This window comes from Streptomyces sp. NPDC041814 (genome assembly GCF_055590565.1).
Map to the genome: position 1 here is coordinate 649,567 of NZ_JBVJAM010000002.1, position 14,148 is coordinate 663,714.

At 69.9% G+C, this 14,148-nt stretch carries 12 protein-coding genes and 1 pseudogene; 4 read left to right on the forward strand and 9 right to left on the reverse strand.

Features of this window, described 5'->3' with window-relative positions; all coding sequences use genetic code 11:
• Positions 1-345: 345 nt before the first annotated feature.
• Positions 346-1,080: a hypothetical protein gene (locus ACZ6C6_RS08265; RefSeq protein ID WP_469200356.1), complete on the forward strand. Its 735-nt coding sequence runs from the start codon at positions 346-348 to the stop codon at positions 1,078-1,080.
• Between the two features lie 347 nt (positions 1,081-1,427).
• Here the strand turns inward: ACZ6C6_RS08265 and ACZ6C6_RS08270 are convergent, their stop codons facing one another.
• The gene (locus ACZ6C6_RS08270) at positions 1,428-2,129 is read right to left on the reverse strand and encodes a 2-phosphosulfolactate phosphatase (protein ID WP_469200863.1); all 702 of its coding nucleotides are present in this window, start codon (positions 2,127-2,129) and stop codon (positions 1,428-1,430) included.
• Positions 2,130-2,713: 584 nt separating this feature from the next.
• Between ACZ6C6_RS08270 and ACZ6C6_RS08275 the strand changes: the two genes are divergently transcribed.
• Positions 2,714-3,817, forward strand: a complete 1,104-nt coding sequence (locus ACZ6C6_RS08275; RefSeq protein ID WP_469200358.1) for a DmpA family aminopeptidase — start codon at positions 2,714-2,716, stop codon at positions 3,815-3,817.
• A 247-nt stretch (positions 3,818-4,064) separates the two neighbouring features.
• On the opposite strand, the gene ACZ6C6_RS08280 is transcribed toward ACZ6C6_RS08275, so the two are convergent.
• From ACZ6C6_RS08280 to ACZ6C6_RS08300, 5 genes and pseudogenes are all read right to left on the reverse strand, one after another.
• Positions 4,065-6,212: a protein kinase domain-containing protein gene (locus tag ACZ6C6_RS08280; protein ID WP_469200360.1), complete on the reverse strand. Its 2,148-nt coding sequence runs from the start codon at positions 6,210-6,212 to the stop codon at positions 4,065-4,067.
• A gap of 270 nt (positions 6,213-6,482) precedes the next feature.
• Positions 6,483-6,707, reverse strand: coding sequence for a hypothetical protein (locus tag ACZ6C6_RS08285; protein WP_469200886.1), 225 nt, complete (start codon positions 6,705-6,707; stop codon positions 6,483-6,485).
• Positions 6,708-6,912: 205 nt separating this feature from the next.
• Positions 6,913-7,110: pseudogene (locus ACZ6C6_RS08290) on the reverse strand (oxidoreductase); the annotation flags it as partial.
• A 394-nt stretch (positions 7,111-7,504) separates the two neighbouring features.
• Positions 7,505-7,948, reverse strand: coding sequence for a hypothetical protein (locus tag ACZ6C6_RS08295; protein WP_469200362.1), 444 nt, complete (start codon positions 7,946-7,948; stop codon positions 7,505-7,507).
• A 327-nt stretch (positions 7,949-8,275) separates the two neighbouring features.
• Complete coding sequence (locus ACZ6C6_RS08300) at positions 8,276-8,995, reverse strand: TetR/AcrR family transcriptional regulator (protein WP_469200364.1); 720 nt, start codon at positions 8,993-8,995, stop codon at positions 8,276-8,278.
• A 129-nt stretch (positions 8,996-9,124) separates the two neighbouring features.
• Here ACZ6C6_RS08300 and ACZ6C6_RS08305 point away from each other — a divergent pair, with 129 nt between their 5' ends.
• A complete protein-coding gene (locus tag ACZ6C6_RS08305) occupies positions 9,125-10,072 on the forward strand; it encodes an NAD-dependent epimerase/dehydratase family protein (protein ID WP_469200366.1) in 948 nt (315 codons plus the stop codon).
• Between the two features lie 446 nt (positions 10,073-10,518).
• On the opposite strand, the gene ACZ6C6_RS08310 is transcribed toward ACZ6C6_RS08305, so the two are convergent.
• Complete coding sequence (locus tag ACZ6C6_RS08310; protein ID WP_469200367.1) at positions 10,519-11,373, reverse strand: hypothetical protein; 855 nt, start codon at positions 11,371-11,373, stop codon at positions 10,519-10,521.
• Positions 11,374-11,506: 133 nt separating this feature from the next.
• Between ACZ6C6_RS08310 and ACZ6C6_RS08315 the strand changes: the two genes are divergently transcribed.
• Positions 11,507-11,779 (forward strand): hypothetical protein, encoded by a 273-nt coding sequence (locus tag ACZ6C6_RS08315; RefSeq protein WP_469200865.1) that lies wholly within the window; start codon positions 11,507-11,509, stop codon positions 11,777-11,779.
• Here the strand turns inward: ACZ6C6_RS08315 and ACZ6C6_RS08320 are convergent.
• Positions 11,682-11,891: a hypothetical protein gene (locus ACZ6C6_RS08320; protein WP_469200369.1), complete on the reverse strand. Its 210-nt coding sequence runs from the start codon at positions 11,889-11,891 to the stop codon at positions 11,682-11,684. The two genes, ACZ6C6_RS08315 and ACZ6C6_RS08320, sit on opposite strands and share 98 nt — an antisense overlap.
• 282 nt (positions 11,892-12,173) lie before the next feature.
• A complete protein-coding gene (locus ACZ6C6_RS08325; RefSeq protein ID WP_469200371.1) occupies positions 12,174-14,120 on the reverse strand; it encodes an alkyl/aryl-sulfatase in 1,947 nt (648 codons plus the stop codon).
• Between the last annotated feature and the right edge of the window lie 28 nt (positions 14,121-14,148).

Consider the following 14,148-nt stretch of genomic DNA (forward strand, 5'->3'; position numbering starts at 1 on the left):
CAGGGGCACCGCGGCGCCAGGGCACAGCACGTCGGCCGTGGCTACGCCTCAGGCATCCGCGCCCACCCCATCGGTCCACCCCTCCGCTACTGAACCGGCCACCGAGCCGTCCCCGAGCGCCCCCACGACGAATCCCCCGCCCACCCCGAATATGGAGATCGATCTGCGCGCATCACCCGCAAGTTCGAGCCGGCTTCTGCGGCGGCTTTCCCACCCTACGGACCGGCGAGAGCGACGTCAGTTGCGTCGAGAGCCTGAAGGGCTGTCACGTAGTGATCAAGGTATTGTGCGGCTCCGCCTCTGATTGGTTGACATCGGGGGCTCCAGGAGCGGTTCAATGCCGTGGTGACGGACTGGACGCATGTGGTGGACGCCTACGGGGAGACTGGGCGAGTGCCCGTGCTCCTCGATGTGGTCGAGCGCGAGGAAGCTCCAGAGGCATGGGAGGAGCTTTGGGATCGTCTGTGCTTGTACGGTGAGACTGTCTCGCCGGCGAGCTTTTCCGCTCTGCCCCGGTTGGCGGACCTGGCCGCCTCAACCGCACAGGCTCTGGAACTGGCTGGCGCAATCGCGCGCGGCACCTTGCAGCATTCTGACGGGGAAGTCCTGTTCGCGGGCCTTCCGGAGGTGCTTGGGCGACTGAGAGACCTGACAGACCAGCGACTGCGAAGCCGCCCTGACGAATACGTCCGGGTCTTCGGCGATCTGCTCGCGCTCGCGGGGCAGTACCACTGGAGTGCCGCCGTGGAGAACTTCGCCGACGACTTCTACCCGGTGCCCTGTCCGCACTGCGGGGTGGAGGTGACCATCGCGATCGGGGACTATGGCTTGTACTCGGCCATACGCGACTGGGATCGCGGCGACGTCGAGCGGCGGGAGCTGCTGCCGGCCCGAGTCGAAGAGCTTGCCGACCGCGGCCGCTGGATGCACGCCACGGCGGTCCGTGATGGGCAACAGCGCCTCGCGGAGGGCATCAGGCACCTCTTCGGCCGTGCTGAGTGCCCGACGTGTGGCAGTGCGTTCAGCGTCGCGGACGCCTACACGAGCACGAACCTCCCCCCGGCGCCAGAGACTGCCTGAGCGGGAGAACGGCTCTTGGTACGACTGGTGCGATCATGCTCGGAGCCTTCGTGGATAGTCCCGTTCACAGGGCTGAGCCCGCTCCTCTTCCGCGAACTGATCACCACGTGACAACCTGCGACCACACGATCGCGGAGCAGTCGAGAATCTATGGAAACTCCACGAAGCACCAGGCCGTCACCGACGCCGTCAGCCGCCAGGTCGTTGTCGTGGATCGTCCGATGCCTGGCAACCCCAACGACTGCACACCTGGTCCGAGTCCGGCGCAAAGGCCGCCGGCAGCAGGACCACAACGATTGCCTACGGTGGTACCCGGGAACCGGGCTGATCAAGTTGCCTGTCGCTGATCAGATCGCGCGGTCGTCGGCCTGTGCGGGTACGGCGTACGGACGCAGGACCATGAGCGAGTCCTCCAAGGCTGCCAGCATGGCGAAGGGGAACCGGTCGAGCTCCAGGCAGAGGGCGACGTCGTCAGGATGCACTCCCTGCCGTACCCCCTCCACAAGCTCGGCAGCGGCGCGCGACTCGGCAGCTCGGCGCAGGAACTCAGAAGCATCCGCCTCTGCGTCGTTCGACCTGCATGCGATGTATTCAGCGCACGCCAAATCCTCGTCGGCCTGTCCGTCTTCGCCAGTGACCACGAAGGTGACACTGTCGCTCTTGCGCATCCGCAAGAGCCGAGCGGTCGCCTCCGCCACGACAAAGCTGGCGCACAGCACGAGCGGTGCATTCTTGACCGCATGGGCGCCGACAGTCCCCGCGGTGGTTTTCTGCACGACGGTCCGGCCGCGCAGGTCAGCAGCCCGCAGCATGCCCGGAGAGTTGACCAGGTCGAACCCGGCCGCGGGCGGACCGTCTTTCAGGGCCACCCAGTCCGGGTGGCGGGTCTTCAGCGCCAGAGCGTCGTCCAGCGACCCGGAAAGAACGATCTTTTCCGCCCCCTGGGCAAAGGCCCAGGCAGCCACGGTGAAAGCACGCATGACGTCGACCACGACCGCCACGGACGGGGCCTCGACCAGCTCGGCGATACCAACGAAGTGAGCGTCCATTCCGATCATGCCGGGGGAGTCTACTCAGGCTGCTTGCGTCTCGATGCGTTCGACCGGTCCGCCGTTTCCGAAGCGTGCCCCCGCGCGCAGGAGTGGCACGAACGGGGCTCGGTGATCGCGCGCCAGCGGGCCCGGGCGGACTCGACGCGCTGGAACACCACTGCCGCCGACGGGCTGCATACGAATCGCGAGCACGCCCCGTACCGGCCAGGCGCAGGCGTGGAGGGCGTCCGTGATCCTCTCGTGGTGGCCCTGGTCGTAGCTGTCGGGGGGATCGTCGAGAGTCCGGCAAGGTCTGCGGTCCGGTGATCCAGCGATCCTGTGCCGGGCGCCTGGACCAGGCCCAACAGGGCCCTTGGGGAAGGTTAATTGCCTCCACGCCTGCCTTTGGCGCGCTCAGCGGCGCCCCGCTCGCCGCCCACGTGTTCCTGGAAGGGCCGCTGCTGGACTGCCTGCCCGGCGGCCATGCGGTGCGGGTAGTCGAAGCCAGCCGCCATGGCGCTGCCCCGGCGTCAGCCTGTGCTGCCTCACTCACGGCCACCTGATCCGTTGGCATGTCGGCCGTGCGTGGCTAGCATCCCGGGATGACGCGAGCCAGGGATCTTGGGATCGGGGCCCGATGGGGCCCCAGCGGGAAGTACAACGCGATCACCGACGTGCCTGGAGTGCGTGTGGGCCACAAGACTCTGATCCGGGGCGACAGCCTGCGTACCGGCATCACCGTCGTCGTGCCCAGGCAGGGGTCGGCAATGTGGCAGGACCCGGTGTTCGCCGCGGCGCATACCCTGAACGGGAACGGCGAGTTCACGGGCTTGGAGTGGATCCGCGAGGGCGGGTTGCTGGAGACGCCGATCGCCATGACCAACACCCACAGCGTCGGTGTCGTCCGTGATGCCCTGGTGGCCCATCAGACAGCTCAGCGCGGCCCGGACGAGGAGTACTGGGCGCTCCCAGCGGTCGCGGAGACCTGGGACGGCCGACTCAACGACGTCAACGGACAGCACGTCGCAGCACAAGACCTCTTCGATGCGATCGACGTGGCTGCGGGCGGCCCCGTCGAGGAGGGGAACGTCGGCGGGGGCACCGGCATGATCGCCCACGGGTTCAAGGGAGGCATCGGCACCGCCTCACGCGTCGTCGACGACGGCGAAGGCGCCTACACCGTTGGTGTCCTGGTCCAGGCGAACCACGGCACGCGGGACCGTTTCAGCATCGACGGGGTTCCGATCGGCCCCGAGACGGCGGACATCCCTCTCCCGGGAGTACCCGGCGTGGCTCCCGGCCCCGGGCGGCTCCCTGACGGGTCCGGCAGCATCATCGGCGTGGTCGCCACCGACGCACCGCTGCTCCCCACCCAGTGCCGGCGCCTGGCACAGCGGGCCGGCCTTGGAGTCGGCCGGCTCGGCGGCGTGGGAGAGCACTGGAGCGGGGACATCTTTCTGGCCTTCGCCACCGGTAACTCCGGTTTGACCGGCGCCTACGGAACACCTGACGTCGCGGAGATCGCGATCCGGATGCTGCCCAACCGCCGGATCAGCCAGTTGTTCGCCGCAGTGGTGGATGCCACCGAGGAAGCGATACTGAACGCGATCCTGGCCGCACGCACCATGGCCGGGCGCAACGGATTCGTCGCGCACGCACTGCCCGCCGACAGGCTCCGCTCCGTCCTCGCGGCCGCTGCCCGATGATCTTTCCCGGTGTGCTTGTTGCCCAGCTGGAGCGGGAGGCGCCGTAGCACTTCGGCTTTCCGCTGACCTGCTGTCCGACGGTCTCGTCCTCCATGTGCGGTCACCGGCCCGAGGCGGCGGCCCTGGCCACGGACGGCCGGCGCCACGAGCGCTGCGCCCTGCCGCCCCCGGCGCCACCGTCACCCGGGGCGCCGACCGGACCTGTTACGCCCTCACCTGGAGCCGGTGCCGATCGGCGGCGGAACAACTACCCGGACGCGCCCGCACGGTCGGGCGGTTCGAACGCGGCCAGGGTGCGTTTGCCGACGGCTGCGAAAACGACACCGTCGGCCCGGACCGCCAGGTGCGATCCGCCGCCGGACGGTCCGGGCTCCGATGTCCGGACGGGCTTGGACCGCCACAACTCCCGCCCGTCGGCGCCATCCAGACAGACGAGCGTGCGGTTTGCCCTGAGCACGTAGACGCGGCCCTTGGCGTCGATGTACGGATCGGCGTCCGATCCGGCGATCGGCAGCTGCCATCGCACCGTGCCGTCCTCCAGACCGGTGGCCACCAGGCGGCCCTTCGCCCGGTCTCGCACCACCTTCCACGTGGGGCCGAAGACGAGGGTCTCGGGTTCTTCGCCTGTGGTCTGCGGCCGGTCGATCTCGTGGCTCGCCCGCCGGGTGCCGGAGGTGTCGAAACGCATGTACTCCGTCATGCGGGTCATATCGCTGTTCCAGACCCCGACGCCGACGGAGTCCTTGTCGGACTGGTGCGCCCAGGACACATCGGGGGAGGGCAGGTCGCGGCTCCAGCGCACGTCGCCCGTATGCGGATCGATTCGCTCCACGACCGCCCGGGCCCGCTTCGCTGTGGGGCCGGGGCGAAGGTTGACGACGGCTCCCGCCACCATTCTGGGGTAGGCGGGCGCGCTGCTCGACGTGGTCCGGTCCCAGGTCTCGGTGCCCGTCTCGACGTTCCTGCCACTGACGCCGAAGGAGCTTCCCACCACGAGGTCGGTACCGCTCAGCACCGCCGACGTGCCCATCGGAGCCTTGACGTTCCACCGGTCGCTGCCGGTGGTCAGATCCACGGCGCGCAGCACCTGCCTCTCCCATCCACCGATGTCGATGAAGTTGTTCCCCTCGGCGACGATCACCAAAGACCGCCTGGGCGAGACGGTGAGCATGATGCTGTTGTCCCTCGTACGCGGGGTTCCCCATCGTCTCTTTCCCGTGCGGGCGTCGTAGGCGGTGACCGCCTCCTTCTGCGACTCGCACAGCACCAGTTCGTCGGTGGCGGTGCAGTGGCCGACGTCCGACGGCAGTTTGGACGTCCAGCTCGCCGCGGCCACCGGCCCCGCCGACGAGGGGGCCGCGCCGGACGCGCCCTGCCCGCTGTCCGCATGACCGGCCCACAGGTGCTGCCAGGCGACGAGCCCGAGAGCCAGCGAGACCAGGAGCGCTCCGGCCCCCAGTGCCACCCTTTGCCGCAGCCGGCGGCTGGGGGCGGCAGCGCGCTTCCCCGTCTCGTCCCCTTCCTGCCGTTCCTGTTCTGGTGCTGGGGGTGCGGACTCGGTGGACGTGGTCGCCGGTGGCCGGATCGTGCTCTCCCGGAGCAGGTCCAGAACCTCCGCGGGGGCCGGCCGCGCCGCGGGGTCCTTGGCCAGGCACCGGCGGATGAGCTCATGCAGAGGGTCCGTCCCCGCGAGGGGTGCCGGCTCGCCGTGCACGACGTGCCAGGCGATCGCGTAGGGGCTGTCGCCCTCGAACGGACCCGCGCCGGTGAGCGCGTACGTGAGCACCCCGCCCAGCGCGAAGATGTCGGCGGGCGGCCCCGCCGCGGCTTGGGCGAGGAACTGCTCCGGGGCCATGAACGCCGGCGTGCCCACCAGGGCGTCGGTCCGGGTCAGGCGCTCGGTGCCGTCGACACGCGCGATTCCGAAATCGATGACGCGCGGACCGTCGCCGGTCAGCAGGATGTTGCTGGGTTTGAGATCGCGATGGACCAGCCCGACCCGGTGGATGTCCCGCAGGGCCTCGGCCAGTTCGTAGGCAAGGACGCGCACCTCGTGATCCGGCAGCGGGCCGCGATCACCCACCCGGTCGGCGAGCGAAGGCCCCGGTACGAACAGCGTGGCCATCCAGAGCAGTGGGCCTTCGGTGGCGGCGTCGATCACCGAGGCCGTGTACGCCCCGCTGACCCGCCGGGCCGCCTCCACCTCGCGGGCGAATCGCGCCCGGAAGCGGGGATCGGCCGCGTACTCCTCGCGTATCACCTTCATCGCGACGCGTCGACCGGTAGGGGAGACCGCCACGAAGACACGGCCCATGCCTCCCGTCCCCAGGAGCCGCTCGACCACGTAGTGGCCGACCGCCGCCCCCGGCCCCAACCGCTCCCCGTACGCATCCATCACTCCGGTCCCCCCGCTTTCGCCGGCCGACGACGATACCGATCCGGGATGCCCGCCGTCAGAGCGTTCTCGGCCGTAGCCGTCCCGCCGACGAGCGGAGTTCGACTTGAGAAGCGGCCCCCCTGCCCGCAGCCCGGACGGCCTTCAGCAGCTTGATGAAATATGGCGCCAGGAGTTCCCGGAACAGTCCCGCCCTGCGTGAGGGGGCCTCTTTGCTGTCTCGGGCGAACTCGGGGCGGCCGGACGGGATTCTCCCCATTCCGGCGCCTCTCAGCGAGCGCTGCTCCCCACTGGCACGGCGGTTCCGAACGTGTACGGGCGCTCGTCCGTGAGCGTTGGGTAATCGGTGTATCCCTCCGCTCCGTGTGTGTAGAGGTATTCCGTCCTGATCGGGGTGGCGAGTGGATCGTTGGCGGCGATGCGCGCGGGCAGGTTCGGGTGGGTGAGGAAGGCGCGGCCGTAGGAGATCAGGTCCGCGCCGCCCTCGGAGAGCACCCGCTCCCCCTGGCTCCGGTTGGTCCGCCAGGGCCGGGTAGCTGTCGTTGTCGGTGAGGTGGAGGTAGGCCAGCCGGAGGGGGTTCAGGGCTGCGAGGAGCGAGCGGTAGACGGGTGCGGGGGCGCGCTCGACCATGCCGAACTGCGGATTGCCCGGGGAGAGTCGGAGCGCCGTCCGGTGGGGCCCGATGGCTTCGGCGACGGCGGTGACCAGCTCCACGGCGAAGCGTGGTTTGTCGTGTCCGTACGCGTCGTCGCGAACGTTGGTGTTGTCTGCCAGGAACTGATGGATGAGGTAGCTGTTGGCTCCGTGGAGTTCCACGCCGTCGAATCCGGCCCGCATGGCGTTGCGAGCGGCAGCTGCGTGGTCGGCGATGGCGGTGCGGATGTCCTGCGTCGTCATCGCGCGCGGCAGGGGCGCTTCGACCTTGCCGTCCTTCACGTGCACGGGGCCGGGCACCCGGCCGGGAGTCGTGCTTCTCGCCGCCAAGATCGGCGAAAGGTTCCGTCGGCGACCTGGATGAAGGCGCCGAACGGGATCGGCTTGGTGGCCCGGTCAGGCGGTGTCTGCCCCACCACGATGGTGTCGGCGAATCCCTGGAAGCTGCGCACCGGGTAGGAGGTGTCCTGGCGCTGTGGTCCTGAGGGGCATCTGCCCCGGCGGGTGCCCCTCAGGACCGCAGCGCCAGGACGTCACGGCGTTGGCGCAGGTGGGGGTGCCGGGCCTGCGTCCGGACGGTCCGGTTGGGGGCGGGAGCCGGCGTGGGCGGCCTGATCGAGGCCCGGTCCCGCCCTGCTCAGTACTTGATTTCTCTGGCTTCGTACCCTTCGAGTCCCGTCTCGACGAGGACCGGGACGAGGGCGTGCAGGTACCAGGCGAGGTCGGTGAACGCGGGCGCCGCCGGGATGCGCCGACGGTCGATGCTGGGCGAGAAGCAGACTTTCTTGCGGCCGGGCATCAACATGAACATCCCGCCGGTCCCGGCTTCCGGTTGGTAGACATGGATGGCCACGGTGTACGGCAGGTTGCCGGGCGCGTCCAGGCGTACCAGTACCTCGTCGATGTCTTCGGGGGCGCCGGCGTACCACTCGTACATGTCATCCGCGTCGTTGATCATGTGGGTGACACCCCCGGCTGGGTCCTCCACCGACCAGCCCACCGCGGTGAGGGCATCCACGATCGCGCGCGCGGTGATCGGGTGTGTGAACGTGAAGTCGATGTCGGCGTCACTGGATCCCACGGGACCTCCGCTCAGTGTGGTGTAGGTACGCAGGCTCGCTCTTCGAGCGCAGGACTGTCGATCGAGTTTCCATCGGCCCAGGGCTCGTCCGTCGCTGACACGGGGCGCCACAGACGGCTCCGCCGGTCAGCCTCGGTGCTCAGGATCCGTTCGCGCAGAGGCTGAGGGTGTGGGTGCTGGAGCGTTTGCCCCAGTAGCCGCCCGCTTGGCCTACGTCGTCGCGGCGTACAACGATGAGGTCACCGAGCTCAACGCGCGGATCGAAGCGCGATTCCGCCGGCGCCCGGAGGAGATTGTTCTGCCAGCGGCGTCGGAGGGCGGGCGCACCTACTCCAGACCGAAGGCGTCCGCGAGCATGCCGTTCTGGGCCACGAGCAGGGTCTCCCCGTCGTGGCCCATGCCGGCGAACTGCCCTGCCGCTTCCAGGCCCACCGCCCCGTGCAACTGCGCCCATGCCAGCACCGCACCGGCCAGCGCAACGGCCGAGGCCCTGACGTCCTCCGCGGCGCTGGGGACGTACTCCGCCACCCAGGACCGCACGCCGGTGTCCGTCTCCAGCCACGCGATCATCCGGTCCACCATCGAGGCCGTGTCGGCTCCCGGGGAGCCGCCCGCGAAGACTGGCAGGAACGGCCCGAGGACGGCACGCGCGCGCTCCAAGGTGTCGTCCGGGGCCACGTAACCCGGCAGCGGAGAGCCCTGGATCAGCAGATAACGGTGTGGCTCGGAGATCGCCCAGGATCGGTAGGCCCCGCCCAGTGCGTGCAGCCGCTCGCGCGGGCCCCGGTCGCGCGCCGTGGCCGCCGCCGCGCCGATGGCCGTGGCGGCGTCGTCGTACGCGTCCCTGATCAGGGCGCTCAGCAGATCGTCGCGGTTGGCGAAGTAGCGGTAGAGGGCGGGGCCCGAGAGCCCCAGCGCCTTGGCGATGCGTGTGAGCGCGAGCGCCCCCACGCCGCCGTCGGCGAGCTGGCGCAGCGCCACATCCTTGATCTCCGCCCGGGTCTGCTCGCGGTACCTGGCCCGCGGCCCCTGCTGCGTTCCCGCCATTCCTTGCCCTCTCGTTAGGTGCGCTCACTCCAGTTATGGAGTCTAACAAGAACTGTTGCGATGGCCCATTGCAACAGTTACAGTCCATAACTAAAGCGACGACCAGTCACACCTACTTCGGGAGTCCTCATGACCACAGCACGTGATCTCCACGTAGTCCTCGGCGCCGGCCCCGCCGGCACCGCGCTCGCGGCGGAGCTGGCAGGCCGGGGCCACCAGGTCCGACTGGTGGACCGGAACGGCCACGGCAACGCCCCGGACGGGGCCCAGCGGCTCGCCGCCGACGTGTCCACCGCGGACGGAGCGCGGGCCGCGCTCGACGGAGCGGCGGTCGCCTATCACTGCGTGAACGTCGGCTATCACCTCCAGGTCGAGGTCATGCCGCGCATCCAGCGATCCGTCCTCGCGGCGGCCGAAGCGGCCGGTGCGCGTCTCGTCGTCCTGGACACGCTCTACCCGTACGGCGAGACGCACGGCGCGGTGATGACCGAGGACACCCCCTGGAACGCGACCTCTCGCAAGGGCCGCATGCGCGCGGAGCTCGACGCCCGCTACCTCGCCGCCCACGACGAGGGCCGGCTGCGCGTCGTGCTGGGCCGGTCGGCGGACTTCGTCGGCCCCGGGGTCCTCAACTCCACACTCGGCGGCGCGGTGTTCCCGGCCGCGCTGACCGGGGAAGAGGTCCCGGTACTCGGCGACATCGATCTGCCGCACAGCTACACGTACATCGGGGACGTGGCGGCGGGCCTGGCCACGCTCGGCGAGAACCAGGACGGCGACGGCCGCGTCTGGCACCTGCCCACCGCGCCCGCGCTCACCACCCGCCAGATCATGGACCTGGTGGTGCAGCGCATCGGCCGCCCCCTGAACCTCGCCGTCATCGCGGAGCCGCGCCCGTTCGGCCCGTTCGACGAGGTGTTCATGGCGGAGTACGCCGAGATGTTCTACCAGCACACAGAGGCGCAGATCGTCGACTCCACGGCCATGGAAAAGACGTACGGCCTCGTCCCGAACCCGATGCCGGCCACGATCGAGGCCACGCTCGCCTGGTACGGAGAGCTGCTCGTCGGGCGGTGAACGAAGGCGACTGCCAAGGATGGTGGCGCTTGGCGCGTCCATTGAACGCGTCCTTCGCGTCGGGCGTGCCCTCACCCGGGTAGAGGTCGGCGATCCGCCGCATCGTCAGCTCCGGCAGGCAGGCGACCGCGCCCCCTCGGCGCTCCCGGAAGCAGCTGCTCGGTTCTGCGGATCTCGGCGCCTGCGACCACGCCATCCCACGGGCGCCCGGTCAGCGATGCCACGAGGGCGGACTCGGTCGATGCGTCGATCGGGCTGGCCCGCATCGAGCGCCGCCGCCAGGCCGACGTCTCCCGTTGTCCCGCCCTGCGCCGGGGTCGGGCCGAACGCGCTGCCCGCCGGGACGGGCGATGGCGGCGGCTGCCGTGGTACTGGCCGTCATCGCCCTGCTCGCCGTCGGTCTCAACCCGCCGTTGCCCTGAGCGGGCGCCGGCCCGTGGTGCCGGTCAGCGGCCGCATCCGACGCGTTCTGTGGACAGCGTCAGGTCGTCCAGGCGCAGGTCGTAGGCGTCCGGGGTGGGATTCCCTTGGTAGAGCTGCCAGCCGATGCGGACGGTGTCGAAGGCGGGGAGGACGAAGTCCACCGGATTTCCGCCGTGCCGGGTGGTGGTGACGGTCATGTCGGGCTGGGGCTTGCCGTCGATCCATACCGCTACGCGGTTGTCCGAGGCGTCCACCTCCCATTCCAGGCATGTCCACTTCCCCGGTTCGGCCCGGGCGGACTCGCGCCAGTCGGTCCAGTCGCCCGTGGGGCCGCCGTCGGAGCCGATGCCCCACAACTGCTCCCCGTCGCCGACGGTTGGTACGTACTGGCCACCGATCGGTCGGACCACGCTGCCGTCGCCCCGGCCGGTGGCTTCCACCAGGGTGAAGTGGGCCCAGTCCGGAGCGGTGGGGAACTCGTCGACCTTCACCCGCATCCGGCCGAAGAAGCTGTTGTCCGGAGCGGAGAACTCGTCGACCTCCAGGAACGCGTATCCATTGCCCTCGGTGCGCAACCGGAGTACTTGGTCAGCGCCGCGCTTCCCGCCGTGTCCGCGGCCCCGCTCGCGTTCGACGGACAGCGTGCCGTTCCGGGTGTCCACGCCCCAGTGCGGGCTGGTGCCCGGGCCGCGCGGCAGGTCCTCGAAGTCCTCGCAGAACAGTAACGCCGGGTCGGGGGCACAGTCGCCGGCCGGCCGGCCGCCATGGCGCTCGTGGGCCGGGGCGACGCCGGTGGCGGCCATCACCGTGAAGCCGGTCAAGGCGACGGCGACGAGCAGCCGGGGCAGCCGTCGGGCGGAGAAGAGGGGATGGCGCATGCGAAGTTCTCCAATCGGGGTGAGGTCGGTCGCAGGGGTTGATGGGAGCGCTCCCATGAATTGTCCGGCACCCTACGGCAACTGCCGCTCCCGCACCAGAACCTGGAACACGACCGTCAGCGAGTGGGACCAGGTGCTCTGCGACGAGGTCCTGGCCACCACCCTCGACGGACTCCTCCGCCACTGCCACGTCATCTCGATCGACGGTCCCGGCAACCGGCACAAGAACCGCCTCATGGGCATCGAGCGAGAAAAGGGCATCGCTCAGGGACCGCCGGCCCCCGCTGGGAGGCCCCGTTCTGTTTGTCTTACTCGGGCCTCATCACCTGGGCCAGGCCCTCGGGGGTGTCCTTCACCTCCGGCGGCAGCCCCGGATTGCCCCGATAGGTCACTCCATCGAGGGTGACCTTGCCGGTCGCTTCAGCCAGCGGCCGGTGTTCGGTCAGGCCATTGGCAGGACCGCCGACGAAGGTCACCAGGACAGTGATCAGGTTCGGGTCCACTCTTCGGATCTGCATCGAGGCATCCTGCCAGGATCGGGTCGGACGGCCTCCAGCCGGGGCGATCTTGTGACCTCGGCGCGGTCCGGAGCCGGACGCGTTTCATCACATGGGGGCCTCCATCCACCCGGCCGGCGAGCTGAGGTCGTACTCCGACACCGGCCAGGCGTCCACGTCACGGACGCGGACGTGCCGCCAAGCGCGCCGCGGGACACCGTCTCCCCTTCGGCCGAGGGCGGAACGCGTCCGGGCCGGTCCGCCGACCGCGCCCCTGGCGCGGTGTCCCGACCGGGCCGCCCCTCAGGGGGTGACGATCGGGAACGTCTTGTCCGGCTGGTCCAGTACCGACAGCAGTTGGGTGAGCAGGCTCGCGTCGCCCTCCATGGTGATGCCCTCCACCCCCTTACCCGCGAGCATGCGCAGGAGCTGGGCCTTGGTCATCGTCATGGTGAGGCCCCCGTCGACGGACGGCTGGGTACCGGTGGTGCGGGTGAGGAGTCCGTTCGCGAGGCGGAGGCGCCGGCGGTCATCGCCGATGTGCCAGTCGATCGTGAGGTCGAGGAACCATGCCTTCGGCCCGTTCACACGGACGGCGAGCCCGTCGATGAGCTGATCGACCGTCAGGGCCTGTCGCATGTCGGGGCCGATGGTGGCACTGGTGCCCGCGATGACTCCGTGAGTCAGTTCCCGCGCGCCCGTGAGATAGAAGTTCCGCCAGACCGCGTTCTCGACGGTGTGCCCCAGGCGGGTGTAGAGGGCCGCCAGTTCGCGGCGGGTCCGCTCGTCCGTCGGGTCGTCGAATACGGCGTGGTTCAGCAGGGTGACGGCGAAGCGGACGTCACCGCGTTCCGCGTAGTGACGGGCTCGCGCGCGGACCGCGGCCTGGCCGCCCAGAGTTTCCACCCAGCGACGGGCCTCCTCGACCGGGGGGTGCTCCCACAGGTGCGCGGGGTTGCCGTCGAACCAGCCCATGTAGCGCTGGTAGACGGCCTTGACGTTGTGGCTGAGGGAACCGTAGTAGCCGCGGTTGGCCCAGACGCCTTCGAGTTGGGGCGGCAGCCGGAAGGTCTCGGCGATCTCGGTGCCGGTCAGACCTTGGTTCATCTGCCTGACCGTCTGGTCGTGGAGATAGCCGTAGAGGTCCCGCTGGTGCGTGAGCAGCTCGACGATGTTGTCGTTGCCCCAGGTGGGCCAGTGGTGGGAGGCGAACGCGACATCGGCGGCGCCGGTGTAGAGGCCGATCGATTCGGTGAGGTAGCCGGCCCAGGCGTGCGCGTCGCGTACCTGGGCGCCGCGCAGGGTCACGATGTTGTGCATGGTGTGGGTGGCGTTCTCCGCCATGCAGACGGCGCGAAGGTCGGGGAAGAGGAAGTTCATCTCCTCCTGGCACTCGGTTCCGGGCGTCATCTGGAAGCGGATCCGGACCCCGTCGAGCGTCATCTCCTCGCCTGTGGCACCGATGGAGTGGGTGGGAGGGATGAGACCGACCGTGCCCAGCGAGACGTTCAGACCGAGACCGCAGCCGACCTGGGACGTCACGCCGGAGGGCAGCCCGGCACCGTACATGTACGAAGAGCGGCGGGACATGGCGGGGCCGGCATAGACGTTCTCGCTGACGGCGTGCTCCATGAACCCGTTGGGCGCCACGACGGGGATGTCCCCGGGGCCGTCCGGGAGCACGCCCCTGCAGCCGCCGAAGTGGTCGACGTGCGGATGGGTGTAGATCAGCGCGCGGACGGGGCGTTCGCCGCGGTGGTCGCGGTAGAGGCGCAGGGCCGCGGAGGCCGTCTCGGCGGAGATCAGCGGGTCGATGACGATGACGCCGGTGTCGCCCTCGACGATCGTCATGTTGGACAGGTCCAGGCCCCTGACCTGGTAGATGCGGTCGGTGACCCGGTAGAGGCCCTGGTGCGACAGGAGCCGGGCCTGCCGCCACAGGCTGGGGTCCACGGTGTCGGGAACCCGGTCCCCGGCCCCGTCGAGGAAACCGTAGGCCCCCGGGTCCCAGGCGGTCCTGCCCTCTGCGGTGGTGATCGGGCCGCCCGTGAACGCGGCGACGAACCCGCGGTGGGCGTCGTCGAAGTCGGTGGTGTCGTCGTAGGGGAGGCCGTCCGTACGCGTCGGCGTCGGGGTTCCGTGCGCGCGATGGTCCGAAGCGGCCCGTGCGGTGGCTGGGTTGAGCGAGACGGCTGCTGCGGCGGCGCCCGCCGTGGCGGCGGCGAAGCCGCGCCTGTTCATCGGTGTCATGAGTGAAAGACCTTTCCCGGGCGCCCGG